General features: G+C 70.5%; 26 protein-coding genes. 18 read left to right on the plus strand and 8 right to left on the minus strand.

The annotated features are described in order from the left end of the window. Window positions 1-26 precede the first annotated feature (26 nt). The 10 genes from secY (at window position 27) to rplQ (ending at window position 6916) form a co-directional block, all read left to right on the plus strand. Window positions 27-1352 carry a preprotein translocase subunit SecY gene (gene secY, locus ACFUTX_RS01670; protein WP_378860463.1) on the plus strand — a complete coding sequence of 442 codons (1326 nt, stop codon included), beginning with the start codon at window positions 27-29 and terminating at the stop codon, window positions 1350-1352. Next, entirely contained in the window at window positions 1349-1972 is a 624-nt protein-coding gene (locus tag ACFUTX_RS01675; protein WP_378860464.1) for an adenylate kinase, read from the plus strand. The genes secY and ACFUTX_RS01675 overlap by 4 nt, the downstream gene beginning before the upstream one ends. A 4-nt stretch (window positions 1973-1976) precedes the next feature. Continuing rightward, complete coding sequence (gene map, locus ACFUTX_RS01680) at window positions 1977-2816, plus strand: type I methionyl aminopeptidase (protein ID WP_378860465.1); 840 nt, start codon at window positions 1977-1979, stop codon at window positions 2814-2816. 40 nt (window positions 2817-2856) lie between these two features. Beyond that, complete coding sequence (locus ACFUTX_RS01685) at window positions 2857-3534, plus strand: DsbA family protein (protein ID WP_378860466.1); 678 nt, start codon at window positions 2857-2859, stop codon at window positions 3532-3534. A gap of 266 nt (window positions 3535-3800) precedes the next feature. Then, window positions 3801-4022: a translation initiation factor IF-1 gene (gene infA, locus ACFUTX_RS01690; protein ID WP_005050493.1), complete on the plus strand. Its 222-nt coding sequence runs from the start codon at window positions 3801-3803 to the stop codon at window positions 4020-4022. A gap of 65 nt (window positions 4023-4087) precedes the next feature. Continuing rightward, window positions 4088-4204: a 50S ribosomal protein L36 gene (gene rpmJ, locus ACFUTX_RS01695; RefSeq protein WP_005050492.1), complete on the plus strand. Its 117-nt coding sequence runs from the start codon at window positions 4088-4090 to the stop codon at window positions 4202-4204. 160 nt (window positions 4205-4364) lie between these two features. Next, complete coding sequence (rpsM, locus tag ACFUTX_RS01700; RefSeq protein ID WP_141892573.1) at window positions 4365-4739, plus strand: 30S ribosomal protein S13; 375 nt, start codon at window positions 4365-4367, stop codon at window positions 4737-4739. 35 nt (window positions 4740-4774) lie between these two features. Beyond that, a complete protein-coding gene (gene rpsK / locus ACFUTX_RS01705) occupies window positions 4775-5173 on the plus strand; it encodes a 30S ribosomal protein S11 (protein ID WP_056117708.1) in 399 nt (132 codons plus the stop codon). 125 nt (window positions 5174-5298) lie between these two features. Next, entirely contained in the window at window positions 5299-6288 is a 990-nt protein-coding gene (locus ACFUTX_RS01710) for a DNA-directed RNA polymerase subunit alpha (RefSeq protein WP_106816577.1), read from the plus strand. A gap of 40 nt (window positions 6289-6328) precedes the next feature. Continuing rightward, the gene (rplQ, locus tag ACFUTX_RS01715) at window positions 6329-6916 is read left to right on the plus strand and encodes a 50S ribosomal protein L17 (protein ID WP_378860467.1); all 588 of its coding nucleotides are present in this window, start codon (window positions 6329-6331) and stop codon (window positions 6914-6916) included. A 150-nt stretch (window positions 6917-7066) separates the two neighbouring features. Here rplQ and ACFUTX_RS01720 read toward each other — a convergent pair whose 3' ends face one another. Further along, complete coding sequence (locus tag ACFUTX_RS01720; RefSeq protein WP_378860468.1) at window positions 7067-9121, minus strand: acyltransferase family protein; 2055 nt, start codon at window positions 9119-9121, stop codon at window positions 7067-7069. Window positions 9122-9235: 114 nt separating this feature from the next. Here ACFUTX_RS01720 and truA point away from each other — a divergent pair, with 114 nt between their 5' ends. Beyond that, window positions 9236-10090, plus strand: a complete 855-nt coding sequence (gene truA, locus ACFUTX_RS01725; RefSeq protein ID WP_378860469.1) for a tRNA pseudouridine(38-40) synthase TruA — start codon at window positions 9236-9238, stop codon at window positions 10088-10090. A gap of 13 nt (window positions 10091-10103) precedes the next feature. Here the strand turns inward: truA and ACFUTX_RS01730 are convergent, their stop codons facing one another. Next, on the minus strand, window positions 10104-11279 hold the full coding sequence (locus tag ACFUTX_RS01730; protein WP_378860470.1) for a hypothetical protein: 1176 nt from the start codon (window positions 11277-11279) through the stop codon (window positions 10104-10106). Beyond that, window positions 11276-12931 carry a sensor histidine kinase gene (locus tag ACFUTX_RS01735; protein WP_378860471.1) on the minus strand — a complete coding sequence of 552 codons (1656 nt, stop codon included), beginning with the start codon at window positions 12929-12931 and terminating at the stop codon, window positions 11276-11278. Before ACFUTX_RS01735 ends, ACFUTX_RS01730 begins: the two co-directional genes overlap by 4 nt. 187 nt (window positions 12932-13118) lie before the next feature. Between ACFUTX_RS01735 and ACFUTX_RS01740 the strand changes: the two genes are divergently transcribed. Next, the gene (locus ACFUTX_RS01740; protein ID WP_378860472.1) at window positions 13119-13682 is read left to right on the plus strand and encodes a glycosyltransferase; all 564 of its coding nucleotides are present in this window, start codon (window positions 13119-13121) and stop codon (window positions 13680-13682) included. A 71-nt stretch (window positions 13683-13753) separates the two neighbouring features. Here the strand turns inward: ACFUTX_RS01740 and ACFUTX_RS01745 are convergent, their stop codons facing one another. Then, the gene (locus tag ACFUTX_RS01745) at window positions 13754-14614 is read right to left on the minus strand and encodes a response regulator transcription factor (protein ID WP_378860473.1); all 861 of its coding nucleotides are present in this window, start codon (window positions 14612-14614) and stop codon (window positions 13754-13756) included. Between the two features lie 254 nt (window positions 14615-14868). On the opposite strand from ACFUTX_RS01745, the gene ACFUTX_RS01750 reads away from it, so the two are divergent. Next, a complete protein-coding gene (locus ACFUTX_RS01750; RefSeq protein WP_378860474.1) occupies window positions 14869-15582 on the plus strand; it encodes an endonuclease/exonuclease/phosphatase family protein in 714 nt (237 codons plus the stop codon). Window positions 15583-15595: 13 nt separating this feature from the next. On the opposite strand, the gene ACFUTX_RS01755 is transcribed toward ACFUTX_RS01750, so the two are convergent. Beyond that, window positions 15596-16462: a hypothetical protein gene (locus ACFUTX_RS01755; RefSeq protein WP_378860475.1), complete on the minus strand. Its 867-nt coding sequence runs from the start codon at window positions 16460-16462 to the stop codon at window positions 15596-15598. Window positions 16463-16705: 243 nt separating this feature from the next. Here ACFUTX_RS01755 and rplM point away from each other — a divergent pair, with 243 nt between their 5' ends. Genes rplM through glmM form a run of 3 tightly spaced genes read left to right on the plus strand, consistent with a single transcriptional unit; the run spans window position 16706 to window position 19027 of the window. Continuing rightward, a complete protein-coding gene (rplM, locus tag ACFUTX_RS01760; protein ID WP_378860476.1) occupies window positions 16706-17152 on the plus strand; it encodes a 50S ribosomal protein L13 in 447 nt (148 codons plus the stop codon). A 26-nt stretch (window positions 17153-17178) separates the two neighbouring features. Continuing rightward, entirely contained in the window at window positions 17179-17652 is a 474-nt protein-coding gene (rpsI, locus tag ACFUTX_RS01765) for a 30S ribosomal protein S9 (protein ID WP_378860477.1), read from the plus strand. Between the two features lie 16 nt (window positions 17653-17668). After that, complete coding sequence (gene glmM / locus ACFUTX_RS01770) at window positions 17669-19027, plus strand: phosphoglucosamine mutase (protein ID WP_378860478.1); 1359 nt, start codon at window positions 17669-17671, stop codon at window positions 19025-19027. 4 nt (window positions 19028-19031) lie between these two features. Here the strand turns inward: glmM and ACFUTX_RS01775 are convergent, their stop codons facing one another. The 3 genes from ACFUTX_RS01775 to ACFUTX_RS01785 all read right to left on the minus strand — a co-directional run bounded on the left by ACFUTX_RS01775 (window position 19032) and on the right by ACFUTX_RS01785 (window position 23496). Further along, complete coding sequence (locus ACFUTX_RS01775; protein ID WP_378860479.1) at window positions 19032-19901, minus strand: hypothetical protein; 870 nt, start codon at window positions 19899-19901, stop codon at window positions 19032-19034. After that, window positions 19882-22470 (minus strand): DUF4062 domain-containing protein, encoded by a 2589-nt coding sequence (locus ACFUTX_RS01780; protein ID WP_378860480.1) that lies wholly within the window; start codon window positions 22468-22470, stop codon window positions 19882-19884. The genes ACFUTX_RS01775 and ACFUTX_RS01780 overlap by 20 nt, the downstream gene beginning before the upstream one ends. Before the next feature lie 81 nt (window positions 22471-22551). Continuing rightward, complete coding sequence (locus ACFUTX_RS01785) at window positions 22552-23496, minus strand: Ppx/GppA phosphatase family protein (protein WP_378860481.1); 945 nt, start codon at window positions 23494-23496, stop codon at window positions 22552-22554. A 186-nt stretch (window positions 23497-23682) separates the two neighbouring features. Between ACFUTX_RS01785 and ACFUTX_RS01790 the strand changes: the two genes are divergently transcribed. Both ACFUTX_RS01790 and coaA read left to right on the plus strand, forming a co-directional pair. Beyond that, window positions 23683-25302 (plus strand): M28 family metallopeptidase, encoded by a 1620-nt coding sequence (locus tag ACFUTX_RS01790; RefSeq protein WP_378860482.1) that lies wholly within the window; start codon window positions 23683-23685, stop codon window positions 25300-25302. Between the two features lie 71 nt (window positions 25303-25373). Then, window positions 25374-26327: a type I pantothenate kinase gene (coaA, locus tag ACFUTX_RS01795; RefSeq protein ID WP_378860483.1), complete on the plus strand. Its 954-nt coding sequence runs from the start codon at window positions 25374-25376 to the stop codon at window positions 26325-26327. The last annotated feature ends 7 nt before the right edge of the window (window positions 26328-26334 follow it).

The raw sequence follows: 26334 nt of genomic DNA on the forward strand, positions 1-26334 counted from the left end.
GCGGCATCCCCTCTGGAGGCATCCTCTTGTTCAGCGCCATCGCGCGGGTCTTCCGCACACCCGACCTGCGGCGGAAGATCGCATTCACCCTGGCGATCATCGCCCTGTACCGCTTCGGCGCGCACATCCCGGCGCCGTTCGTCGACTTCCCCAACGTGCAGTCCTGCCTCGACCAGTCGGCGGGCACCCAGGGCCTGCTCTCGCTGGTGAACCTGTTCTCGGGCGGCGCGCTGCTCCAGCTGTCGATCTTCGCGCTCGGCGTCATGCCGTACATCACCGCGACGATCATCGTCCAGCTGCTGCGCGTGGTGATCCCGCACTTCGAGACCCTTTACAAAGAGGGTCAGTCGGGCCAGGCGAAGCTGACGCAGTACACCCGCTACCTCACGATCGCGCTCGCGCTGCTGCAGTCGACCACGCTCGTGACGGTCGCGCGCAGCGGCCAGCTGTTCGGTGCGACGGGCATCCCCGAGTGCGAGCAGCTGCTCACGAACGACGCGTGGTGGGCGCAGCTGCTCATGATCATCACGATGACGGCCGGCACCGGCCTCATCATGTGGTTCGCCGAGCTCGTCACCGAGCGCGGCATCGGCAACGGCATGTCCCTCCTGATCTTCACGTCGATCGCGGCCGCCTTCCCCGCGTCGATGTGGGCCATCTGGCAGTCGCGCGGCTTCGAGGTCTTCCTCCTCGTCCTCGCCGTCGGCATCGTGGTGGTCGCGCTCGTCGTCTTCGTCGAGCAGTCGCAGCGCCGCATCCCCGTCCAGTACGCCAAGCGCATGGTCGGGCGCCGCACCTACGGCGGCACGAACACGTACATCCCGATCAAGGTCAACATGGCCGGCGTCGTGCCCGTCATCTTCGCCTCGTCGCTGCTGTACATCCCCGCCCTCATCGCGCAGTTCAACATGCAGCCGAACTCCGAGAACGAGATCCCCGGCTGGGTGTCGTGGATCCAGCAGTACTTCACCAACGGCGATCACCCGATCTACATGGCGGTGTACTTCCTGCTGATCGTGGGCTTCACCTACTTCTACGTCGCGATCACCTTCAACCCGGTCGAGGTCGCCGACAACATGAAGAAGTACGGCGGCTTCATCCCCGGCATCCGCGCGGGCCGACCCACGGCCGAGTACCTCGACTACGTGCTGACCCGCATCACGCTTCCCGGTTCGCTGTACCTGGGTGCGATCGCACTGCTCCCGCTCATCGCCCTGGCGACGGTCGGCGCCAACCAGAACTTCCCGTTCGGCGGCGCATCGATCCTCATCATCGTGGGTGTCGGCCTCGAGACGGTGAAGCAGATCGACGCGCAGCTGCAGCAACGCCACTACGAAGGACTCCTGCGATGACCCTCGGCCAGGTTCAGAACGGCGCGGCCGTCCGGCTGCTGATCGTCGGCCCGCAGGGCTCGGGCAAGGGCACCCAGGGCGTCCGCATCGCCGAGGCGTTCGGCATCCCGGCGATCTCGACCGGCGACGTGTTCCGCGCCGCGGTGGCCGACGGGTCGGATCTCGGTCGCCAGGTGAAGTCGATCATCGAGGCCGGCGACCTCGTCTCCGACGAGCTGACGAGCGCGGTCGTGCGCGACCGCCTCTCGCAGGCCGACGCCGCCGGCGGCTTCCTGCTCGACGGCTACCCGCGCAATGTCAGCCAGGTGGCGCACCTCGACGAGTTCCTCGAAGGACGCGACGAGAGCCTCGACGCGGTCATCGAACTGAGCGTCCCGCGCGACGAGAGCATCTCGCGCCTGTCGCTGCGGGCTCAGGAGCAGGGGCGCACCGACGACACCGAAGAGGTCATCGCGAACCGCCTGGCGATCTACGAGCGTGAGACGGCTCCGATCCTCGGGGTCTACCGCACGCGCGGGATCGTCGACGAGATCGACGGCGTCGGCACGCCCGACGAGATCACCGCCCGCATCATCGCGGCACTCGAGGCGCGCGGACTGGCCCGTCCGGCCGCGGCCTGACGCCGTGTCGCTGCGCCGATCGATCTACAAGACGCCCGCCCAGCTGCGGGCGATGGTGGAGCCCGGGCTCATCACCGCCGCTGCCCTGGATGCGGCGCGCGCGCTGGTCGCTCCGGGCGTCACGACCGGGGAGCTCGATGCCGCGGCATCCGCCGTCATCACCTCCCGCGGTGCGAAGTCCAACTTCCAGATGGTGCGCGGGTACCGCCACACCATCTGCGCGTCGGTGAACGAGCAGGTCGTGCACGGCATCCCGGGCGACCGGGTGCTCCAGCCCGGTGACATCCTGTCGGTCGACGCCGGCGCCGAGTACAAGGGATGGAACGGCGACTCCGCGTTCACGATGGTGCTCGACGACCCGTCGCGTCCCGACGTGGTGGCCGAACGCCGCCGCCTGTCGGAGGTGACCGAGGGGTCGCTGTGGGCCGGCGTCGCCGCCCTGGCGACGGCGCGCCATCTCGGCGAGATCGGCGCGGCCATCCAGGAGCACATCGAGGTGCACGCTCCCGCGACCGGTTACGGGATCCTACGGGAGTACGTGGGTCACGGCATCGGCCGCAAGATGCACGAGTCCCCGTCGGTGTTCAACTACCGCGTTCCCGACCCCGGACCCGAGGTGCGCCCCGGGCTGGTGCTCGCGATCGAGCCGATGGTCGTGATCGGCGATCAGGAGACGTTCGTCGAAGACGACGGCTGGACCGTGTCGACCCTCGACGGCACCGCCGGCTCCCATTGGGAGCACAGCGTCGCCGTGCACGAGGGAGGCATCTGGGTGCTGACGGCGACCGACGGGGGAGCGGCGGGTCTCGCGCCCTTCGGCGTCACGCCGACCCCCATCGCATAGCCCACCCGCTTCGAGCGGAGAGTGTCAGGAGGAGAGCGAGATGGCCGAGGGCCCGCGCAAGGTGAACTGGTTCGCGATCTGGGTGAGCGTCGGCGTCGTCGTGGCGCTCGTCGTGGTCGCGATCCTCGTGGTGACGCTGTCCAATCAGTCCTCGGGGCCGCAGCCCGACCAGGCGCCGTCCGCCTCCAACATCGACTCCGAGACCGGCGCGATCCTGTTCGGGACCGGTCCTGACCAAGTCGACACTTATGTCGACTTCATGTGCCCGTACTGCGCGCAGTTTGAGCAGGCCGAAGGCGAGACGATCTCGCAGCTAGTCTCAGATGAGCAGATCACGCTGTCGGTCTACCCCGTGGCGATTCTGGATCGCCTCTCGCAAGGAACTCAGTACTCCTCGCGGTCCGCGAGTGCCATGTATTCCGTGGCCGAGGCCGACCCCGACCACGCATATGCGTTCCTGCGCGAGTTGTTTGCCCAGCAGCCTCCAGAGGGTTCGGAGGGGCTGTCCAACGAGGAAATCGTGGACGTCGCCCGGGCAGCCGGCGTGACGATGACACCCGAGTTGGAGGAGTCCATCCTCTCCAGTCGGTACCTCGACTTCGCGCAGCGTACGGCGCTTCCCCAAGAGGCCCGTGGAACGCCGACGCTGGTTGTGAACGGCGAGATCGTTCCCGTCACCTTCGACGCCCAGGTGGACATCGTCGCGCGACTGCAGTGACCCGAGCTGTGGATAACTTTCGGTAGACCCTTTCTCCTCGACGCTGTGGTGGCGATTACGCGGCACCATCCGCGACACGAGTGAAGGAGATACCAAGTGAAGCACGCATCTGCGCAGCCCGTACGCCCGCCGGGCGCTCGGTTTGCCGAGGCATCCGTTATCACGTATGCTTGATCTTTGGTGCCTTGCGCCTTTATCGGCGTGTCCAGGCACAACCAATCCCATCCACCGCAGACCGACCGGTCTGCAACAGCGATAGCGAGCGTATGGCGAAGAAAGACGGTGTCATCGAGATCGAGGGCGTCGTGTCAGAGGCCCTGCCCAACGCGATGTTCCGCGTTGAGCTGACCAACGGACACAAGGTTCTCGCCACGATCTCGGGCAAGATGCGGCAGAACTACATCCGCATCATCCCCGAAGACCGCGTGGTCGTGGAGCTCAGCCCCTACGACCTCACGCGCGGACGCATCGTCTACCGCTACCGCTAGACCGGTCGAGAAGTAACACCTCGCGCGCTCGCGCGTGTCTGGTGAAGACAGCGAACAGGAAAATCATGAAGGTCAACCCCTCCGTCAAGCCCATCTGCGACCACTGCAAGGTCATCCGCCGCCACGGCCGCGTCATGGTCATCTGCAAGTCCAACCCGCGTCACAAGCAGCGCCAGGGCTGAGCATGCTTCCGGATGCCTCGGCAAGAGGCATCCGGTCCCACAACCGAACATCGCACATCTGGCAGGGTCAGAGTCCGCTCGCGAGGGCGGAGGACACCTCGGGCGGAGGCCCGGGCACCGATCCTGCTCCACACCTCCACTCACTCCTAGGAGAAACCGCATGGCACGTCTTGCCGGCGTTGACATCCCGCGCGACAAGCGCGTGGTGATCGCCCTCACCTATATCTACGGCGTCGGCCGTACCCGCTCGAACGAGATCCTCAAGGCGACGGAGATCGACGAGAACATCCGCGTCAAGGACCTCAGCGACGACCAGCTCGTCGCGCTCCGCGACTACATCGAAGGCAACTACAAGGTCGAGGGTGACCTCCGCCGTGAGGTGGCCGCCGACATCCGCCGCAAGGTCGAGATCGGCTCGTACGAGGGCCTGCGCCACCGCCGCGGCCTCCCGGTGCGCGGTCAGCGCACGAAGACCAACGCGCGCACCCGCAAGGGCCCGAAGCGCACGGTCGCCGGCAAGAAGAAGGCGCGCTAAGGCGCGGCCCCCAGGATTCAGGGAGAACAGGACTCATGGCACAGGCCAAGACCGCCGCGCGCAAGCCGCGCCGCAAGGAGAAGAAGAACATCGCGCTGGGCCAGGCCCACATCAAGTCGACGTTCAACAACACGATCGTCTCGATCACCGACCCGTCGGGCGCCGTCATCAGCTGGGCCTCGTCGGGTGGCGTGGGCTTCAAGGGCTCGCGCAAGTCGACGCCGTACGCCGCCGGCATGGCTGCGGAGTCCGCCGCCCGCCAGGCGCAGGAGCACGGCGTCAAGAAGGTCGACGTCTTCGTGAAGGGCCCGGGCTCGGGCCGCGAGACCGCGATCCGCTCGCTCCAGGCCGCCGGCCTCGAGGTGGGCTCCATCCAGGACGTCACGCCCCAGGCTCACAACGGCTGCCGTCCCCCCAAGCGCCGTCGCGTCTGATCACTTCTGGTTGCCGTACCGGCCGTGCCACGCGTACGGCCGGTGTCGGCATCCCGCGAGAAAAACTCAACACCTCACCCACCGCACGTGTCATATAGCGGGCACGTGATCGAAAGGAACACATAGTGCTCATCGCACAGCGTCCCACTCTGACCGAGGAGAAGATCGGGGAGTTCCGCAGCCGCTTCGTCATCGAGCCGCTGGAGCCCGGCTTCGGCTACACGATCGGCAACGCGCTGCGTCGCAGCCTCCTGTCGTCCATCCCCGGCGCGGCCGTGACGTCGATCCGCATCGACGGCGTCCTCCACGAGTTCAGCACCATCCCGGGTGTGAAGGAGGATGTCACCGAGATCATCCTCAACATCAAGCAGCTGGTCGTGTCCAGCGAGCGCGACGAGCCCATCACCGCCTACCTTCGCAAGACGGGCGCCGGTGAGGTCACCGCAGCCGACATCTCGGCGCCGGCCGGTGTCGAGGTGCACAACCCCGAGCTCGTGATCGCGACCCTCAACGACACTGCGAAGTTCGAGCTCGAACTGACCATCGAGCGCGGCCGCGGCTACGTGTCGGCCACGCAGAACCGCAACGAGTACGCCGAGGCCGGGCAGATCCCCGTCGACTCGATCTACTCGCCGGTCCTGAAGGTGTCGTACCGCGTCGACGCCACGCGTGCCGGTGAGCGCACCGACTTCGACAAGCTGGTGCTGGACGTCGAGACCAAGCCGTCGATCGCCCCGCGCGACGCCGTGGCCTCGGCTGGCCGCACCCTCACGGAGCTCTTCGGCCTGGCCCGCGAGCTCAACGTCGAGGCCGAGGGCATCGAGATCGGCCCCGCGCCGGTCGAGACCGTTCTCTCGAACGAGCTGTCGATGCCGATCGAGGACCTCGACCTGTCGGTCCGCTCGTACAACTGCCTCAAGCGCGAAGGCATCAACACCGTGTCTGAGCTCGTCGCCCTGTCCGAGACGCAGCTCATGAACATCCGCAACTTCGGTCAGAAGTCGGTCGACGAGGTGCGCGACAAGCTCGTCTCGCTCGGCCTGTCGCTGAAGGACTCGGTTCCCGGGTTCGACGGCGCGCACTTCTACGGCGGCTACGACGACGAGACCGTCTGAGCCGGTTCCCGACCGACTTTTCACACTGGAGTAACTGAGAATGCCGAAGCCCACCAAGGGTCCCCGCCTCGGAGGCGGCCCCGCCCACGAGCGCCTGCTGCTTGCGAACCTCGCCGCGGCCCTCTTCACCCACAAGTCGATCAAGACGACCGAGACCAAGGCCAAGCGCCTTCGTCCGCTCGCCGAGCGCCTCATCACCTTCGCCAAGCGCGGCGACCTGCACGCCCGTCGCCGGGTGCTGTCGGTCATCGGTGACAAGGAAGTCGTCCACGTCCTCTTCACCGAGATCGCGCCGCTGGTGGCCGACCGTGACGGCGGCTACACCCGCATCACCAAGGTCGGCAACCGCAAGGGCGACAACGCCCCCATGGCCGTGATCGAGCTCGTCCTCGAGCCCGTCACGCCCAAGGTGAAGTCGGCGAAGAAGACCGCGGCCGCCGCTCCCGCCGCCGCACCGGTCGCCGCGGAGGCGCCGGCCGACGAGACCGCCGCCGACGAAGAGACCGTCGAGACCGCCGCTGACGAAGAGACCGTCGACGCCGGCGCCGAGTCGCCGGAGGAGGGCGCCGCCGCCGAGGCTGCGGCCGAGGACGCCGTCGAGGCGCCCGCCGAGGAGAAGTCCGAGTAATCGGACGCCGGGCCTCGAGCCCGGCACGGCCGAGGCATCCGTCCCCGGCCACCCTTGCACCGCGAGACCCGCGAGCCCCCTGGGGCCGCGGGTCTCGCTGCGTCTGCCGCAGCGATCCCTCGCGGCCCGGTCGGAGCGCCTCGCGGCACCCTACTGGTCGACCGGAAGGGTGCGATCCCACAGGAGTTCATGCAGCCGGAGCTCAGCAGCGTACCGGCGCTCGGCGCGCTCACGCTCGATCGCGTCGACCGACCGCGCCACCGTCTCGGCGAACACCTGACCGCCGGCCGGGCCGGGATGGATCGAGTCGCCCGCGAGCAGGTCGGTCCGCGGCCCGATGGCAGCGGACCAGTCCGCGACGACCACCCCCGGGTGCGTCTCCGCGAACGCGGCGAGGTCGCGGTTCACCCCGGGGATCCAGTCGCGGGGTGCGTAGGCGTTCACGAGCACCAGGTGTCGATCCGGGCCGACGATATCGGCCATGCGCTGCAGCGAATCGGGGTCGACGGGCCCGTTCGTGCCGAGCGCCACCACCACGTACGGCCGCAGCTGCCCGGAGGCGGCGAGGCTTTCGAGGATGCCCGGACCCGCCCAGCTCGACCGCGATACCGCCGCGTCGACCTGGATTCCCGGGAACCTGGCGAGCAAGGCGGGCGCCGACGCCAGCATCACCGAATCGCCGATCGCGGTGATCTGGTCGCCCGTCACGGGAGTCGGCTGCGGCGTCGGGGAAGGCCGGGAGATCAGAGGACTGATCGGGGCGGGCCGCGGCGGCGTGGCCGAGGGCGCTGGCTCGGCGGCGGGGGACGTTCTCGCCGCTTTCGCGGCACGGTCGAGCGCCGCCTGGCCGGCGGCGACCGCCGCCTCGCCGGTGGAGTCGCTCGGCGCTGCGGCGATCGCGGCCGTCGTGCCGCCCAGCACCAGCACGGCCGCGGTCACGGCCGACACGGGCCGGATCATGCCGGGCGCACCGGCCCGCAGCTGCGCGGCGAGCTCGCGCGCGCAGGCGCGGAAACCGCGCCGGCGGATCGGGGTCTCGACGAACCGATACGACAGCTCGGCGACAGCCGCGGTCACGGCGAGCACCGCGATCCCGATCCCCACCGGGGTCTCGGCGGGCCCGCCCGGGACGAGCGTTATCGCGAGCACGAGCAGCGGCCAATGCCACAGGTAGATGCCGTAGGACCGATCGCCCACCCACCGCAGCGGCTGGACGTCGAGCGCCGGTCCGAACCAGGAGCCGGGCCACACACCGGCCGTGATCGCGGCGGCGGTGCTGAGGCTCACGGCCACCAGTGCGCTGGGGAACGTCGCCGCCGTGTCGGCGCCGGCGGTGATCGCGACGGCGAGGATGCCGAGCAGACCGGCGATGCCGAGGCATCCGATCGCCGTGCGCACGGCGGGCAGGTCGACCCATCGCGGGCGCGTGGCGGGCGCACCGCTCGTGGGCGGCAGGACCAGCGTCCACCCGGGGGGGAGCGTGATCCCGGGCAGCGAGGCCGCGGCTTCGGCGCGCGAGGGACGGGAGAGGACGGGCGCGAGGGCGAATGCGAGCGCGACGCCGAGGAGGATGCCGAACGCGTGCGTGTCGGTGCCGAAATACGCCCGGGTGACATCGCCGCCGGCCGTCGCCACGACACCCATCCACACGGCTGACGCCGCGGCGAGGGCGAGGGCCGCCCCTGCCCGGGCCGCTCCGCGCGGCAGCAGGAGGAACAGCGGCAGGACGAGCGGCCACAGGACGTAGAACTGCTCCTCGACCGACAGCGACCAGAAGTTGCGGAAGAGCTCGGGCGTCGCACTGCCGAAGTAGCCCGTGTCGCCGGCGATCGCGATCCAGTTGTAGCTGAAGGTGAAGGCGCCGAGCACCTGCTGCCCCACGCGCAGGAGGACGTCGCCCCCGATGATCCAGGCGAGGGTCGAGCACACCGTGACGACGAGTGCGAGTGCCGGGAGCAGGCGTCGCGCGCGGCGCTTCCAGAAGTCCACCAGGCCGATGCGTCCGGTGGAGTCGTGCTCCCGCAGCAGCAGCGAGGTGATGAGGAAGCCGCTGATCACGAAGAACACGTCGACTCCGACGAACCCGCCCACGAAGATCGACGACGGGAACAGGTGATAGGCGACGACGAGGGCCACGGCGATCGCGCGCAGCCCATCGAGTCCCGCGTAGCGGGACTGGCGAGGGGAGGGCGCGATGGACGTCATGAGTTTCGTGTGGGGGGAGAGGCCATTCTACGACGAGCCCTCCGACGCTCCGGGAAGCGACTGCGGCGTTCCGGTCGCCGTGGGGGACCCGGATGCCGCAACTAGGCTGGGGCGGTGCGCATCCGTCTCGACATCGCCTACGACGGCACGCACTTCCGCGGGTGGGCGCGCCAGCCGGGTCTGCGGACGGTGCAGGAGACGCTCGAGTCCGCGCTCGGCCGGGTGCTGGGCGGCGAACCGCGGCTCGTCGTCGCGGGACGCACGGACGCCGGTGTGCACGCTTCCGGGCAGGTCGCCCACGTCGACCTCGACGAGGCGCAGGCCGCGCGCGTTCTGGCCGGACGGTCGCGCGGCGGGGCCGCGGACGCGCACGACCCGGTGGGGGCGCTCGCCCACCGGCTGACCGGCGTCGTCGGCTCGTACGCCGACGTCGCGGTCACGCGCTCCGCCGTGGCGGCCCCGGGATTCGACGCGCGCTTTTCGGCGGTGTGGCGCCGCTACGCGTATCGGATCGCCGATGCCGTGTCGGGCTACGACCCTCTGGAGCGGCACCGCACCACGACGGTGCGCGCGAGCCTGGACGCGGAGGCGATGGATGCCGCGGCCCGATCGCTCATCGGCCTGCACGACTTCGCGGCGTACTGCAAGCCCCGCGAAGAGGCCACCACCATCCGCACCCTCCTCGAGTTCGACTGGCACCGCGCGGACGACGGCGTCCTGCTCGCGAACGTGAAGGCCGACGCGTTCTGCCACTCGATGGTCCGCGCGCTGGTGGGAGCCTGCGTGGCGGTGGGCGAGGGGCGACTCGACGTCGATGACGTGGCCGACATCCGCGACGCCCGCGAGCGCGTGCCCGAGGTCAAGGTGCTCGCGGCCCGCGGGCTCACCCTCACCGAAGTGGGCTATCCGGCCGACGAGCTGCTCGAGCAGCGCGCCGACCAGACGCGCGCGCGGCGGACCCTGCCCTGACGCCGGACCGCGTTCAGCGGGCCTCGGTCTGGATGAGCAGACGCTCCACCAGCTGAGCGCTGACCTTCTCCCAGCGGTCGCCGCCCTTGTCTGCGGCCAGGGCCGCAGCTTCGCGGGCGGTGTAGACCAGAGCGTCGAGGTCGTAGCCGATGACGGATGCCGGAGCCCAGCCCGCGCTGGCGGTGGGGCGGATCGCGAGCCGCGAGTCGACATCGAGCTGCGGCACGCGGGCGAGCATGTCGCGCAGGAAGTTCCGCACCGCGGCATCCGATCGCGGCACCAGGATGACGGTGGCGCCGGGCGCGGGCGTTCCGATGTCGGAGTCCGCCGGGAAGATCGAGCGGGCCGCCTGCTCGAGGTGGCCGGAGAGGGTCGCCAGGGCGGCGCTGCCGGCGGTCTGGCGAATGTCGGAGGCGTCGTCGAGTCGCAGGTAGACGACGGACCACGGCTCCGCCGTGCGCTGGGCGCGCTGCAGCCGGTCGACGGCCGCCCGCTCGAACCGCTGCCAATCGGTCGCGGTCGTCGGCGTGCGCACGAGCACGGACTGGCCCGTCGCGATGCCCATGACGGCCACGAGCGCGCAGCCGACGTAGAGCAGCATGCCGATCGACGAGACCAGGCGCACCAGGGCGAGATCGTCGCCTCCCGTCGGCGGGAAGAAGACGCCGGAGGCGAACGTGGCGAGGCCGGTGGCGAGGAACGCGGCAGAGGCGATCGCCAGCGGGAGCACGACCTTTTCGCGGCGGCGGGCCGGGACCCGCACCCATTCGACGAAGAACAGACCCGCGAAGAGGGACGCCGCGAAGAACACCGCGCGGTAGGCGACCGTGAAGACCTCGATGTCGCCCGCGACGACGAGCGTGCCGGCCGACACGGCGGCCATGGCGAGGGCGACCCAGCCGAAGGGCCGCAGACCCCAGTGAGCTCGGAAGCCCGACCACAGGAGCGCCGGCGCGCCCATCAGGGCTCCGAGACAGGCGCGCCGGATCGTCTCGGCGTCGTTCAGGTCTGCGGCGACGACCCCGACCGTCGCGACCATCGAGAGGGTGAAGGCACCGGCCCAGAACAGGGTCGCCGCGCTCGGCCGGGCCATGAAGGCGACGCCCACCGCGAGCATCGTGGCGAGGGTCGTCAGCGCGGCCTGCGCGATGCCCAGGTTCAAGCCGGTGAGGCCCGCGAGCTCGATCATGCCAGCGTCTCCGTTCCGGCATGAGCCGCCGCGTGATCGCTGCGCGGGAGGCGGACCGACACGGTGGTGCCGACGCCGGCCTCGCTGTCGATCGTGAGCGTGCCGCCGTGGGCGGCCACGATCTCGCGGGTGATGCCCAGTCCGAGACCCGTGCCGCTGGCGGTCTCCTTGGCCTGCTCGGTGCGGAAATACGGGGTGAGGATGTTCGGCAGGTCGGTCTGCGAGATCCCGATCCCGGTGTCGGAGACGACCAGCGAGACGTCGTCGCCCTCGACCGAGCCGGAGATGCGCACCCGCCCTTCGCGCGCGGTGTACTTGATGGCGTTGCTGACCAGGTTGTCGATGACCTGCCGCACGCGGAATCCGTCGGCCGTCACCGGCAGCTTCTCGTCGAGCGCGACGGCGATGTCGACCTCGTGGGCGTTCGCGGTGGCGCGGAACGAATCGACGGAGTCGACGATGATCTGACGCAGGTCCAGGTCGTCGTAGGACTCGCGTGTGGTGAAGCCGGCCCGGGAGGTCTGGAGCATGCTGTTGGTCATCTCGAGCATCCGCTCGCTCGCGCTCACGATCGCCTCCAGCCGCTGGCGCATGCGGGGGCTGAGGTCCTCGGTGTCCAGGGCGAGCTCGGCGTTGCCGATCATCACGGTCAGCGGATGCTTCAGCTCGTGCGACGCCATGGCGGCGAGGCGCTCGCGCTCGCGCTGCGCGTGGGTGATCGCCGTGACGTCGTGCACGACCAGCAGCGTGCTGGGCTCGTCGTCCTCGGGGGCGTCGAGCGGCTTGGCCGTCACCGAGAGCACGCGCCATTCGCCGGTCGGGGTGAAGAGCCAGACGCGCGCGTCGGTGAACACCTCGCCGCGGGCCGCGCGGGCGAACGGCCGGGCGGACGGCGGGATGGGCATGCCGCGCAGCTCGGTGTACTCCACCGATTTCGCCGGGAGGCTCCGGTCGAGCGGATCCAGGCCGTAGAGACGCTCGTACGCGTCGTTGACCGCGAGCACCTCGCCGGACGACGATACGCGGGCGACCGCCGTGTCGACGCCGTTGAGGATCTGCAGGGTGCGCCGCTCCTGCCCCGAGGTGCGGCGCAGGGCGACCGTGAGCCGGCTCGCCTGCCGACGCAGGAGTCGTCGGAGAGCCCGGGTCTGCCGCATGGCGAGATGAGCGGTGATGCCGATGAAGGTGAGCGAGAGCAGGCCGATCACGGCGCGCAGCGCCACCGGGACGGTGGCCATCGCGGCGCTCTGGACCACCAGCAGCGTTCCGATCAGCGCCAGGAGCCCGCCGAGGTAGAAGATGCTGAAGTGCATCGCCACCCACATCACCGGGAACGCCCAGAGGAAGATGAGGCGCAGCTCGGTGTCGTACGACACCATCCCGATCGCCAGCGTGTCGATCAACGGGATGGAAAGCACGGCGTTGCGGGGCAGCCATGACCAGGGGATGGCGAGCGTCGCGATCGTGACGGCGATGAGCTCCAGCATCCCGAGCGTGAAGGTCCACACCGAGTAGACCTCGGGCTGCAGCACGAGCACGAGCACGCCGATGAGGACCACGCTCGCCGCCAGGACCAGCTGCGTCAACCAGATCGATCGCGTGCGGGCGCCGGGCGCGGCGAGCGTCGTCATCCAACGGCTCCCGGTGGCCATGTCGAGAATTCTAGGCGGCACGGCGCCTCCCGCCCGGGAGCGCCCCGCCCTCGGCGGTTGCGGAACTCTTGCGGGAACGTTGCGCAGCGGCGGGGTCGGAGAGGCGACCGCGTTGCGGTCGGCGGCGCAAGCTGGGATCCGGCCCCTCGCGGGTCGCCCCCACGTTCCTCGAACGAGAGCAAGCACTGTGACCGATACCGGCCGGACGATCGGATGCGTCGTCGCCGCGCACGAGGACGAGCGCTCGATCGCCGACGTCCTCACCGCGCTGCTCGCGCAGACGAGGGTGCCGGACGTCATCCACGTCGTCGTCGAGAACAGCTCGGACGACACGGTGGGCGTCGCGTCGCGCTTCGCAGGCCCTCATCTGGTCGCGTCGGACTCCGGGCCGCAGTTCACCGAGGTGTTCGTGCACGACATCGGGGCCGACCCGGGCAGGCGCGCCGGCGCGCTGCAGTACGGCTTCTCGCTCGCCGAGGGGCACGACGTGCTCGTCTGCGTCGAAGGCGACGAGGTGGTCGACCCCGACACCGTCGAGCGGGCGCTTCGTCGAGCCATGCCGCACGGCCCGGGCAACGGGCGCGGCCACGTCCACGCGCACGCCGGCGGCCACGCGCACGCCCGCACCCGCAGCCACGGGCACGGCCGTCATGGGTCGTGGGGGCAACGCGTCGCGTGGCTCACGCTGCTCGCCGCGGCGATCTCGGTGTTCTCCACGCTCGTGCGCCGACCGCACGGGCTCAAGGTCTGACGCGAACCCGACGCGATCAGAGGAGGGATGCCCCGTCGCTGGGGCGGGGCATCCCTTCGGCGTCACCGCAGTCAGGCGTGCTCCGATGTGAGGCGATAGCCGACTCCGCGCACGGTCTCGATGTACCGCGGATTGGTCGGGCTGTCGCCGAGCTTGCGGCGAAGGTTCGTCATGTGCGCTTCGACGGCGCGCTTGTCGGCGTCGCCGACGAAGTAGCTGGTGACGTACGACTCGCCACGCAGCACGAGGGTGAGGTCGGCCTTGCTCCGCACGCGCCGCTTCGATTCGAGCAGTGTGGCCAGCAGGTCGAACTCGGTGCGCGTGAGATCGAGGTCGCGTCCGCCGATGGTGACGAGCCGGTTCTCGGGATGCAGCAGCAGGTCGCGGTGCGCGATCCACCCGGAGTCTGCGGCGGGCGCCGTGGTCGCGCCCGGATCCTCGGAGACGGATGTCGCGGCGCCGGGCTGCGGGTCGGAGGCGGCGGCCGGTGCCGGGGCGCCCGCCGGAGCGGTTGCCATTCCGCCCGTGGCGAGCGAGCCGCCTTCGCCGCGGGTGCGACGCAGCAGCGCCTCGACGCGGGCGCGCAGCTCGCGCGGCCGGAAGGGCTTGAGCAGGTAGTCGTCGGCGCCGGCGCCGAGTCCGGCGATCACGTCGGCTTCGTCGTTGAGGCCGGTGAGCATGATGATGTAGGTGTCGGACTGCGAGGCCCGGATGCGTCGGACGGCTTCGAAGCCGTCGATGCCGGGCATCGTGACGTCGACGGTCGTGAGGAGGGGCTCGTACGCGCCCACGGCGCGCACGCCGTCTATGCCGTTGCCCACGGAGACGGTCGAGAATCCTGCGGACTCGAGGACATCGGCGAGGATGAGCCGGATCTCGGGGTCGTCCTCGATGATGACCGCGGTTTTGAGGTCGTCGGCGGGGGAGGTCATTGGCGCGTGCGCTTTCTCTCGTGCGATGCGAATCTCACTCGGTCGCCGACCCCAGCTGCGGCGCTCCGCGCGCGATGGCGAGGCGTTCTCGATGCTACACACCGACCAGGGGAAACGCTTGGCGGTGCTCGCTGAGCTTTCGCTCAGTATTCGCCGCAGAGCCGTGGCAGGCCCCGCGCGTATTCTGAGAGTGCGCGGAGCATCCACCGGATGGAAAGCCGCGCGTCACATGGCTGACCTAGGCTGGGCGCGACATGAGGGTCATCTCGTACAACTTGCGCAAGCACCGCGCCGCGGGCGAGCTCGCCCAGCTGGTGGAGCGGCATGCCGCCGATGTCCTGTGTCTGCAGGAGGCCGACACCAGCGACCTCCCCGAGGCGATCGAGGGGCTGCGGCTGGCCGACGCGACGCAGCGCAACCGGCTGGGTCTGGCCGTCTACTACCGCGAGAACACCTATCGGGCCGTCGACGTCCGGGCCCTCGCTCTCAAGAAGTCGCTGCACGACCGCGTGCTCAAGCCGGCCGAGGAGCGACTGCTGGGGGTGCGGCTGCACGACATCGACGACGGTCGCGAGCTCATCGTCGCGTCGTTCCACGCCGCGCCGCTGACGGCGCTGAACTCGCTGAGGCGCCATCAGATCCGCACCGCGCTCGACGAGCTGCGCAGTCTCGGAGACGGACTCCCGGCACTGATGGTGGGCGACTACAACTACCCCGTGTTCAAGGAGCATCTCGGCCAGAAGGTGCGCGAGCAGGGGTACGAGCTGAATCTCAGCGACTCCCGCACGTACACGCGGTACCGCTTCTTCCGCGGCCACTACGATTTCGCCACGTCGGTAGGGTTCGAGATCGACCGGGTGCGCACGCTCCCGCAGGGCTTGAGCGACCACCTGCCGATCCTGGTGACCGCGCGACCGTCGGCTTCGGCCGACGGAGTGGTCCGGATGCCTCGGGCCGCGGCATCCTGAATCCCCTCGGCGCTCAGGCGTCGAGGCGCTGTCGCGGGGCGGCGATCGAGGGGTCGGCGTCGTGCCACTTCTCGATGCCCTGGACGACCCAGAACGCGAAGAAGAGTCCGAGCGCCGCGGCCTCGGTGAGCAGCACGATGGGGATGCCCCGGGCGTCGGCGCGGGGGAGCAGGACGATGTACGCGACGAGCACGAGTCCCAGCGCCGCGGCGATGCCGACGTAGAGCACGCGGAACACCATCGGCGGCGGCGCTTCGCGCCGGGGGAAGGCGTTGAGGACGGCCGCCGCAGCGAACAGCGCGAAGAAGGCGATGGTGGCCACGAAGTGCCCCTGGGCGAGGAACAGGTCGCGGGCGAAGAGCCAGGCTGCGCCGATCAGAACGAGCACGGCCGTGCTGGCCGCCAGCGAGAAGCCGACGGAGGGAAGCGAGAGCTGCCTCAGCGCGACCAGCAGAACACCGACGAGCACCGTGAGCAGTCCGATCGCCAGGTAGGTCGCCACCCCGTTGGCCGCCTCGGCCTCGAAGGCAGGAGGGAAGCATCGGTGCGCGCACGGCACCGCCACCCCGGGCACGCTGCCGGGAGCCAGGGTCGTGGGGACGACGGCGATGAGCGGAGCGAAGAGGGCGGCGGCGTCGAGGAGAGCCCGCTCGGCTCCGCGGCCCGACAGCGCGAGCAGCGAGACCGCGACGGCGATGAGCGCACCCACGAAGGCGTTGCGCGCCGGGGTGTAGTAGTAGTCGCTGACCGAGGTCAGCCACCCGGTGCTCGCCGATGCGAGGGCGATCGCGACGAAGATGACGACGACGGTGCCGGCGACGGCGAGCCGGAGGTAGCGGTACGTCCGCTGCACCGAGGTGGAGGGTGCGGCAGGCGACATGTCGACGAGGATATCGAGCGGCGCGGACGTGCGAGGCGGCCCGTTTGGTCGAGGCCTTCCGATGACGTAGACTTGTCGTTTGGTGTGCGGCTCAGCTGACCCGGCACCGCGAACGTGAGCCCTCCACTGGCGTTTTGCCCGGATCTCGATACACCGCCTGCGGCGGCACTCGATCAGCGAACGGCAATCACCCCGGAGTGGGATTCACGAACCTCTCCGTTCGATCAAGAAAGCAGCACTACTGTGACGCGCACTTACACCCCCAAGGCTGGCGAGACCCAGCGCGAGTGGCTGGTCATCGACGCGACTGACGTCGTCCTCGGCCGCCTCGCCTCGCACGCCGCCGCCCTCCTCCGCGGCAAGCACAAGCCGACCTTCGCGAACCACGTCGACACCGGTGACTTCGTCATCATCGTCAACGCCGAGAAGGTGGCGCTCACCGGCCAGAAGCTCCAGAAGAAGATGGCCTACCGTCACTCGGGCTACCCGGGCGGCCTCACCGCGGTCTCGTACGAGGAGCTCCTCGAGAAGAACCCGGTCCGCGCCGTCGAGAAGGCGATCCGCGGCATGCTCCCCAAGAACAGCCTCGGCCGTCAGCAGCTCTCGAAGCTCAAGGTCTACGTCGGCGGCGAGCACCCGCACTCGGCGCAGCAGCCCAAGACGTACACCCTCGACCAGGTCGCCCAGTAAGCGCCGCACAGACTAAGGACACACTCGTGGCGAACATCGAAGACACCAGCAACTACTCGACCGAGACCCCGGTCGACGAGACCGCCGTCGCCGCCGAGCGCCCCGTGCTCTCGGTCTCGGGCTCGGCCGTCGGACGACGCAAGCAGGCCATCGCCCGCGTGCGCGTCATCCCCGGCTCCGGCACCATCACGGTCAACGGCCGCACGTTCGAGGACTACTTCCCGAACAAGCTGCACCAGCAGCTGATCACCGACCCCTTCACGGTGCTCGGCCTCACCGGCGCCTATGACGTCATCGTGCGCATCCAGGGCGGCGGCCCCTCTGGGCAGGCCGGCGCGCTGCGCCTCGGCATCGCCCGCGCGCTCAACGAGATCGACGTCGAGAACAACCGCCCGGCTCTCAAGAAGGCCGGCTTCCTCTCGCGCGACGCCCGCGTCATCGAGCGCAAGAAGGCCGGTCTCAAGAAGGCCCGCAAGGCGCCTCAGTACTCGAAGCGCTGATCGGCTCTCGTTCCGTATGCCGCTCTTTGGCACGGACGGGGTGAGGGGGCTGGCCAACGGCCCCCTCACCGCCGAACTCGCACTGTCCCTGGCCCAGGCGACGGCCGTCGTCCTGGGCCAGGGTCGTACCGCCGAGGCGCGTCGCGCCGCCGGCAAGCGTCCCACCGCCGTCGTGGCCCGCGACCCGCGCGTCTCGGGAGAGTTCCTCTCGGCCGCGGTCGAGGCGGGGCTCGCCTCGTCCGGCGTCGACGTGCTCGACGCCGGCGTTCTGCCGACCCCCGCCGCGGCGTACCTGATCGCCGACATGGACGCCGACTTCGGCGTGATGGTGTCGGCGTCGCACAACCCGGCGCCCGACAACGGCATCAAGATCTTCGCGCGCGGGGGAGTGAAGCTCCCCGACATCGTCGAGCAGCGCATCGAGTCCGCGATGGCCGGGCCGAAGCTGCAGCCCACCGGCGCGGACGTGGGCCGCATCCGCCGGTTCGCCGACGCCGAGGACCGTTACGTCGTGCACCTGCTGGCGTCCCTGCCGGATCGCCTCGACGGGATCCACGTCGTCCTCGACTGCGCGCACGGCGCGGCATCCGGTGTCTCGCCCGAGACGTTCCGCGACGCGGGCGCGCGGGTGACAGTGATCGGCGCCGACCCCGATGGCCTCAACATCAACGACGGCGTGGGCTCGACGCACCTCGACGAGCTGGCCGCAGCGGTGCTCGCCGCCGGCGCCGACGTCGGCATCGCCCACGACGGCGACGCCGACCGGTGCCTCGCGGTCGACGCCGCCGGGCGCGTCGTCGACGGCGACCAGATCATGGCCATCCTCGCGGTGGCGATGAAGGAACGCGGTCGGCTGGCCAAGAACACCCTGGTCGCGACGGTGATGAGCAACCTGGGGCTGCACCGCGCGATGGCTTCGCACGGCATCCAGGTCGAGCAGACCGCCGTGGGCGACCGCTACGTGCTGGAGCGCATGAACGAGGGCGGGTTCTCGCTCGGCGGCGAGCAGTCCGGCCACGTGATCATGAGCGATTTCGCGACCACGGGCGACGGTCTGCTCACGGGACTGCACCTCGTCGGCGAGATGGCGCGGCAGGGCAAGACGCTAGCCGAGCTCGCGTCGATGATGACCGTGTACCCGCAGGTGCTCGTCAACGTGACCGGCGTCGACCGCGCCCGTGCGAACAGCGACGAGGGCGTGTCGGATGCGGTCGCGCGCGCCGCGGCCGAACTCGGGGACTCGGGGCGCGTGCTGCTGCGCCCCTCGGGCACCGAGCCGCTCGTCCGGGTCATGGTCGAGGCGGCGTCCCGCGAGGACGCCGAGCGTCACGCCGAGGCGCTCGCCGAGGTCGTCCGCGAGCGCCTGGCGCTCTGAGCGCTCACCCGCGGAGCGGAGCGGCCCGCCGCATCCGCGACTCGCACCACAGCGCGAACGCGCCGTAGCCGAGAAGGGCGACGGCGACGAGCCCGACGAAGGCGGGGGTCGCGGGGCCGTCCCACAGCAGGGCGTCGCGCCCCGCGATCAGCGACACGGCGATCGCGACGAGGCTCAGCAGCTGCGCCTGGAACAGCGTGCGGAAGGCGCTCCACCGGCTGTCCCACAGCAGCCCCGCGTTGACGACGCCCGTGAGGGAGAGGACCGCGCCCGTGACCTGCGCGGTCAGCGGTGTCAGCGGCCACGCCCAGAGGTCGATGGCGGCGGCAGGAGCGCAGAACAGCGCCGCCCCGAGCGCCAAGGCGGCGAGTCCGACGGCGGCCAGGCCGAAGCGGACGGGGCGGGGGATCTCGACGTCGCGCTCATCGGGCACGCCGGGGTCGCGTCGGCGCTGCACGATGCCGAGCGCGGCCACCGCGAAGGGCGTCGTCGCGTACAGCGTCATCCACACGGCGAACGACAGGTTCTGCGAGAACCGGTCCAGGTGCAGCAGCGTCGCGACGAGCAGCGCGCCGGCGAAGACCACCACCGCGGGGAAGCCGTGGGCGACGTGATGCCACCGCCGCGCCGCGGCCACCCGCACGAAGAACCAGATGCCTCCCGTATAGGCCGACGCCAGAAGGTACGCCGACAGCGGCGGATCGATGGCCCAGGCGAAGAGCTCGCCGGTGCGCTCGGGGAACGCGAACAGCAGGAACGCGGCCACCACGAGGAACGGCACGATCGCGATCGCCACCCACCGTGTGGCGGGGAGGACGCGGTCGTCGGCGATCCCGCGTGCGGGGACGGATGCCTCACCCTCGGTCGCGGACATGCTCCAGCGCCTCCTTCACCGACAGCTCGCGCCCGCGCTCCGTGGCGGCGTCGAGCTGGGGGCCCAAGCCCCTCGCACGCAGCCCGTCGAGCGGGATCATCGAGAACTCGAACGCACCGGGGTTGAAGATGCCCTTGCGGATGCGCAGGCTGCGCGCGGCTCCGAGCAGCAACCCGGCCCGCTCGGCGTCGCCGTCGAGCGCCGCCAGCCCCACGAACCCCTCCAGCCCATAGGCCACTCCCTCGTCGTGGCCGAGGGCCAGCGAGCGGTCGAGCGACACGGCGAAGTCGTCGCGCGCTCCCTCGAGGTCGCCCTCGAAGAATCGCGCCCAGCCCCGGTGGTTGAGGGCGATGACGATGCCGACGCCCTCGCCCTGGGCGGTCGCGAGTTCGAGGCTCTCCTCGAACCGGTCCATCGCGGCGGGAACGTCCGAGGTCATCATGCCGACGCGGCCCAGCATCACGAGCGCCATCGCCTGGCCCCAGGCGTCGTGCACGCCGCGGAACTCGTCCAGGCTCCGTTCGAGCGCGGTCGTCGCCGCGGGCACGTCCGCGCCTTCGGGCCGAGCGAGCAGCCCGAGCGCGACCGACACGCCGGCGAGCGCCGCGCCGAAGGTCTCGCCCGAGGCCTGGAACAGCCGTCGGCTCTCGCTCATGCCGACCGTCGGGTCGAAGTGGAGGTCCTGCCAGAACCGGATCGCGTGGGCGTAGTAGAGCGCGATCGCCCTCGTGCGGTCCGAGATCTCGATGGCCTCGGTCTCGGCGAGGCGCAGCAGCTCCGCCATCCACTCCTGGACGACCCCCAGGTAGCCGCCGATCCACAGGAACAGGTACAGCGCCCAGGCGTACTCGGCGGCCGCGTCGAGCTCTCGGCGGTCGAGAAGCGCCCGGGCGACGCTCGCGAGGTTCTCGACCTCCCGTTCGAGCAGCGCCAGAACGCGCAGCTGCCCCGGCCCTCGCAGGGCGGTCGCGGCTTCGACCGCTCTGGCGCGATAATGGGCGATCCACGCGGAGACCGCCTCCTCGCGTGCCGCGTCGTCCAGCAGGCCGCCGGCGTAGGCGCGCACGAGCACGAGCAGCCGGAACAGCTCCGTGCCGGTGTCGTCGGTGCGTCCCACGAGGCTGGCGTCGACGAGCGCCTCGATGCACCCCAGCGGGTCGGCGAGGCCGACCGCCGCGAGCACGTCCTCGGCCGACGCCAGCGTGAACGACCCGGCGAACACCGAGAGCACGGCGAGCGCCCGGCGCGCCTCGGGATCCAGCAGGTCGACGCTCCACTGGATCGTGCGGCCCTGGGCGCGCTGCCGCTCGGGCAGGTCGCGTGGCCCGCTCACGAGCAGGTCGAGGGCGGAGTCGAGTCGCTCGAGGATCTGCGCCGGGGCGAGCGTGCGCGTGCGCGCCGCGGCGAGCTCGATCGCGAGCGGCATGCCGTCGAGCACCCGGCAGATCGCGACCACCGCCGCGACGTTGTCGCGGGTGAGGCGGAACGACGGCCGCACGGCGGTCGCCCGCGCGACGAAGAGTTCCACCGCCGCCGAGCCGGCGGCGGTGGAAGCCGCGGCATCCGGCGCGGGAACCTCGAGCGGGTTCAGCTCGAAGACGCGCTCGGCGCGAACCCGCAGCGGCGATCTGCTCGTGACGAGCAGCTGCAGCCTCGGCGCCTCGGCCACCAGCCGCACCAGGTCGGGCGACGCGTCGAGCAGGTGCTCCATGTTGTCGACCACCAGCAGGAGGTCGCGGTCGTCGACGGCCTCCACGATCTTGTCGAGCAGGGGTCCGTCGCCGGAGTTGCGCACGCCCAGCGCGCGCGCGACGGCGGCCGGGACGCGGTCGGGCGACGACACCGACTCGAGGGCGGCGAAGGCGACGTCGCGGCCGGCGGCCGCAGCATCCGTCGCGATCTCGATCGCCAGTCGCGACTTGCCCACCCCGCCCGGACCGACCAGGGTGACGATCCTGACCTCGGGCCGCGCCAGCAGCTCGCGCACCTCGACACGCTCGCGCTCACGGCCGATGAGCTCGGTGTAGGGCGCCGGGATCTCGGCCCCGGGCGCTGGGGCGGGCACGTTCGCGGATGCCGCGGAGCGGCCGGCGGCGTCGAACCGCTCGGCCAGGAGCGTGGCGATGTCGGCGACGACGAGCTGGGCGAGATCCGCCGGGCCGGTGAACGACTTGTACGACGTCCGGTCGTCGGATCGGATCGCATGCAGCAGCTCGTCGAGGCGCTCCTCGCGGTGGGGCGCCGGCTCCTTGATGTAGATGAGGGTGGGCAGCCCGGCCGACAGGCGATACTCGTCCTCGAGCCCCGAGATCTCCTCGTCGGGCGCCACCCAGCCGTACTTCTCCCAGTAGAGGCCGACGAAGACGTCGCTCTGCTCCAGGTACGAGCGGTACAGCGCGCGCGGCGGGTGGGGTCTCGCGCCGAGCTCGAACATGACCGGGGCGAGCTGCAGGCGCTCGATGACCTCCCGCACCGCCCGACGCTCGGGTTCGAGCTCACGCAGGGTGGAGCTCACGAAGACCCGGATGCGCTGGTCGGGCGTGCGGATCGGCGATCTCGCGGCATCCATGAGGGAAATCCTCGCCCCGCTCGACCCCCGGCGTAAAGGGCGGCTCTGCGGTCGAGCGGTTTCAGGCGCGTCGAGGCCGGCTCAGGCCGGCGGTGCGCTCCACGACAGCGACTCGATATAGCGCAGGAGCACCCCTTCGCGAAGGGCCCACGGCGACACCTCGAGCTCGTCCACGTCCATCGCCCGCATCGCCTCGTGCAGCACCACGGCGCCGGCGACGATCTGGAACGTACGGTCCGGCGTGATGCCGGGAAGCTCCTGCCGGGCGCTCGCCGGGATGCGCGCGAGCCGGGGGATCCACGAGCCGAGCGCGGCGCGGGGGAGCAGCATCCGCTCGATGCCGGTCCAGCCGGGCGCGGGATATCCGACCAGCTTCGCCAGCGAGCGGATCGCCTTCGACGAGCCGACCACGTGGTCCGGTCGCGGCAGTGTCCGCAGCGACGCGGCCACGGGGGCGAGCGTCGCGCGGGCGTGATGGCGCAGCCGCTCGACGGCGTCGTCTCCCGGCGGGTCGTCGGGCAGGAACTGCACCGTCATGCGTCCCGCGCCGAGGGGGACGGATGCCGCGGCCTCCGGCAGCTCGTCGGCGCCCGCCGCCAGCTCGAGGGATCCGCCGCCGATATCGAACAGGAGGATCTGGCCGGCGGCCCAGCCGAACCACCGCCGGACCGCGAGGAACGTGTAGCGGGCCTCGGTCTCTCCGCCCAGGACCTGCAGCGGCTGGCCCAGGGCCTCCTCGATCCTCGCGATCACGTCCGGACCGTTCGCGGCCTCGCGCACCGCCGAGGTCGCGGTCGCGAGCAGCTCGTCCACGCCCTCGGACGCCGCGACCCGCCGCGCCTCGGAGACCGCGGCGACCAGCGCTGCGACGCCGTCGGGGGTGATCTCGCCATCCGGTCCGAGGTAGCGCATCAGGCGCAGCACGGTGCGGTTGCTCGTGGCGGCGAGCGGACGGCCGCCGGGCCTCACGTCGGCGACCAGGAGGTGGACGGTGTTCGATCCGATGTCGAGGACTCCCAGGCGCACGGGACGACAGTACCGCCCCTGATGAGCGTCGGATGAGAAGTCGGCGCCGGACCTATCGCGCCGCCCTGGGCCGTCTTAGCCTCAGCGCGAGGTGCCGACCCGGCACCATCCCCCGCTGCGCGGCCGGTGTGGGGCCGAACGCGCGGCACGGTGCCCGACGAGGGCGCCGATCGTGAAGGAGAGAACATGGATCGATCACGAAAGACCGCGAGGCGCACCGTCGCGTTCGCGGCGGCCGGTGCGACCGCACTGGCCTTGACCGTCGCGCCCGCGGCGGCCGCGAACGCGGCTCAGGGGGGTGTCTCCTGCGACACCCGCAACAACAACACGATCACCAAGCTGCTCGACTGCGTGAGCGCCGACGGCGTCATGGAGCACCTCGAGGCGTTCCAGGAGATCGCGGATGCCAACGGCGGCAACCGTGCGGCCGACACGCCCGGATACGAGGCGAGCGTCGACTACGTCGTGGAGACGCTCGAGGCCGCCGGGTGGGACGTGTCGATCGATGAGTTCGACTACGCGTACCAGCCTCCGGCCGAGCTGCAGCAGCTCACGCCCGTGAACGCGACGCTCCCCGCGGGCAACTTCTCGGAGGGCTCGGGGTCGGGCACGGTCACCGGGCAGATCATCCCCGTCGACCTGGTGCTCGCGCCGCCGCGCGACCCCGTGACGAGCGGATGCGAGGACGCGGACTTCGCCGGCCTGGACTTCTCCGGCCCCACCGACATCGCGCTCATCCAGCGCGGCACCTGCGAGTTCGGGGTCAAGGCTCGCAATGCGCAGGAGGCGGGCGCCGAGGCCGTCATCATCATGAACCAGGGCAACACTCCCGAGCGGTCCGGCGTCATCACCAACGTGACGCTCATCGGCGAGAACCCGACGGCTCTCGACATCCCGGTCATCACCACGTCGTTCGACGGTGGCGCGGCGCTCGCCGTGCCCGGCGCGACGGCACGCGTGGTCAAGCCCGAGCCCGAGAACCATCCGCAGGAGAACGTGATCGCCGAGCTCCCCGGCCGCAACGACGACAACGTCGTCATGGCGGGCGCCCACCTCGACTCGGTGCCCGAAGGTCCGGGCATCAACGACAACGGCTCCGGATCGGCCGCGCTGATCGAGATCGCGCAGAACCTGTCGAAGCTCAAGCCGCAGAACACCGTGCGTTTCGCCTGGTGGGGCGCGGAGGAGGAGGGCCTGATCGGCTCGACCGAGTACGTGGAGGGTTTGTCTCAGGAGGAGCGGGACCGCATCGCCCTGTACCTCAACTTCGACATGGTCGCCTCGCCGAACTACATCTACATGGTGTACGACGGCGACGAGACCAGCTTCGAGGCGCCCGTCGTGGTGCCGGAGGGCTCGACCGAGATCGAGGACCTGTTCGAGCGGTACTTCACCGGCGCCGGCATCCCCTATGACGATGCCGAGTTCAGCGGTCGCAGCGACTACGAGGCGTTCATCAACGCCGACATCCCGTCGGGCGGCCTCTTCACCGGCGCCGAAGAGGTCAAGACGGCGGAGCAGGCCGAGATCTGGGGTGGCACCGCGGGCGAGGCGTTCGACCCGTGCTACCACCAGGCCTGCGACGACATCGGCAACCTCAGCGAGGAGGCGCTCGGTGTGAACACCGACGCGATCGCCCTCGCCGTGCTGGTGTACTCGTACTCGACCGAACTCGTGAACGGCGTGCCCGGCCGGTCGATCCCCGGCGGGCTCGCGCTGCCCGACCCGGCGGGCGCGGAGGGCACGTTCGCCGGTGGTGGCGGAGGTCTGCACCACGACCACGATCACGCCGCCGCGGCTGACTGAGGTCGTTCCGCCACACCGCGCGGGCCCGTCTCTTCGGAGGCGGGCCCGCGTCAGCGGATACGATGAGCGGGATGTCCGCCGACGACGCCTCCACCATCTCCCCGGCGCTCTCGCTCTACCGCGAGATCGATCGAGCCGACTGGGCACGGCTCGCGGCGGGGATGTCGCAGCCTCTGTCCGAGACCGAGATCATCCAGATCCGGGGTCTAGGCGACCGCCTCGACATGGCGGAGGTCGCGCAGGTGTACCTCCCGCTGTCACGGCTGCTGTCGCTGTATGCGAAGGCGATCAAGAGACTGGGCGCCGAGACGAGCTCGTTCCTCGGCGACGACGAGGCCGCCACGCCGTTCGTCGTCGCGGTGGCGGGGTCGGTCGCCGTCGGCAAGTCCACGATCGCCCGCCTTCTGCGCGAACTGATGAGCCGCTGGCCCGACACCCCGCGGGTCGAGCTCGTGACCACCGACGGCTTCCTCTATCCCAATGCCGAGCTCGAGCGGCGGGGCATCATGAGCCGCAAGGGTTTCCCCGAGTCGTACGACCGCCGGGCGCTGGTGTCGTTCCTCACCGAGGTGAAGAGCGGAGCGCCCGAGGTGAAGGCGCCCTACTACTCGCACATGCGCTACGACATCGTGCCGGACGCCCACACCACCGTGCGCCGCCCCGACGTCGTGATCGTCGAGGGGCTCAACGTGCTGCAGCCACCGCCGACGCCGAACGACGTCGCGGTGAGCGACCTGTTCGACTTCTCCGTCTACGTGGACGCCGACCCGGGAAACATCGCGCAGTGGTACGTCGAGCGGTTCATGGCGCTGCGGACCGGCGCGTTCGCGAACCCGAACTCGTTCTTCAACGTCTTCTCGCACCTCAGCGACGAGGAGGCGGTGCAGACCGCGATGGGCTACTGGAACGACATCAACCTTCCCAATCTGGTCGAGAACGTGCTGCCCACCCGTCATCGGGCCAGCCTGGTGCTGCAGAAGGCCGCGGATCACACCGTCGAGCGGGTTCTGCTTCGAAAACTCTGACCTCCCG

Source organism: Microbacterium sp. NPDC057407 (genome assembly GCF_042803895.1).
Taxonomy (GTDB): domain Bacteria; phylum Actinomycetota; class Actinomycetes; order Actinomycetales; family Microbacteriaceae; genus Microbacterium.